The sequence below is a fragment of the Leifsonia sp. HAY1-4F genome (genome assembly GCF_056755275.1).
Genome location: NZ_JBNDHX010000646.1, coordinates 1 through 235, shown reverse-complemented (window position 1 = coordinate 235; position 235 = coordinate 1). Strand labels below are relative to the sequence as shown.

Here is a 235-nt window from a genome sequence, read left to right as displayed (position 1 = left end):
GCGCGGGGATGCACGAGGCCGAGCGGGTTGTGCGGATTGCAGAGCAGGAACGCCTTCGCACCGCCGGCGAACGCACGCTCCAGGCCGGCGAGGTCGAGAGCCCAGCCCGCGCCGTCCGCGCCGCCCTCGAGCAGCTGGACCTCCTCGACCACGCCGCCGGCCTCCGGGATGAGCTCGAAAAAATGCGGGTAGACGGGAGGCGTGATGACGACCCGGTCGCCCGGCTCGATCAGGG

1 protein-coding gene is annotated in these 235 nt (G+C 72.3%); it reads right to left on the bottom strand.

Annotated features, from left to right (window positions below):
- On the bottom strand, positions 1 to 235 hold a 235-nt coding region (locus tag ACPYOG_RS20830; RefSeq protein WP_481295955.1), incomplete at both ends, for an aminotransferase class I/II-fold pyridoxal phosphate-dependent enzyme.